Below are 272 nucleotides of genomic sequence, written 5' to 3'. Positions count from 1 at the left end.
GATCCGCCGATTATAACCACTCTACTATTCAACGAATAAAGAATGGTGGGTCATGATGGACTTGAACCATCGACCAATGGATTAAAAGTCCACTGCTCTACCAACTGAGCTAATGACCCGCTCTGGTGTGCCTAAGCACGCTGCGTAGATCCGCCGATTATAACCACTCTACTATTCAACGAATAAAGAATGGTGGGTCATGATGGACTTGAACCATCGACCAATGGATTAAAAGTCCACTGCTCTACCAACTGAGCTAATGACCCGCTCTG

General features: G+C 46.0%; 2 tRNA genes. Both read right to left on the bottom strand.

Annotated elements, in window-relative coordinates:
• Window positions 1-43 precede the first annotated feature (43 nt).
• Window positions 44-119: transfer RNA gene (locus H5201_RS22810), tRNA-Lys, on the bottom strand.
• 71 nt (window positions 120-190) lie between these two features.
• Window positions 191-266 (bottom strand) — tRNA-Lys (locus tag H5201_RS22805).
• Window positions 267-272: the final 6 nt, after the last annotated feature.

This window comes from Pseudoalteromonas sp. SG43-6 (genome assembly GCF_014164365.1).
Taxonomy (GTDB): Bacteria; Pseudomonadota; Gammaproteobacteria; order Enterobacterales; family Alteromonadaceae; genus Pseudoalteromonas; species Pseudoalteromonas rhizosphaerae.
This window is presented reverse-complemented; position numbering and strand designations above follow the sequence as displayed.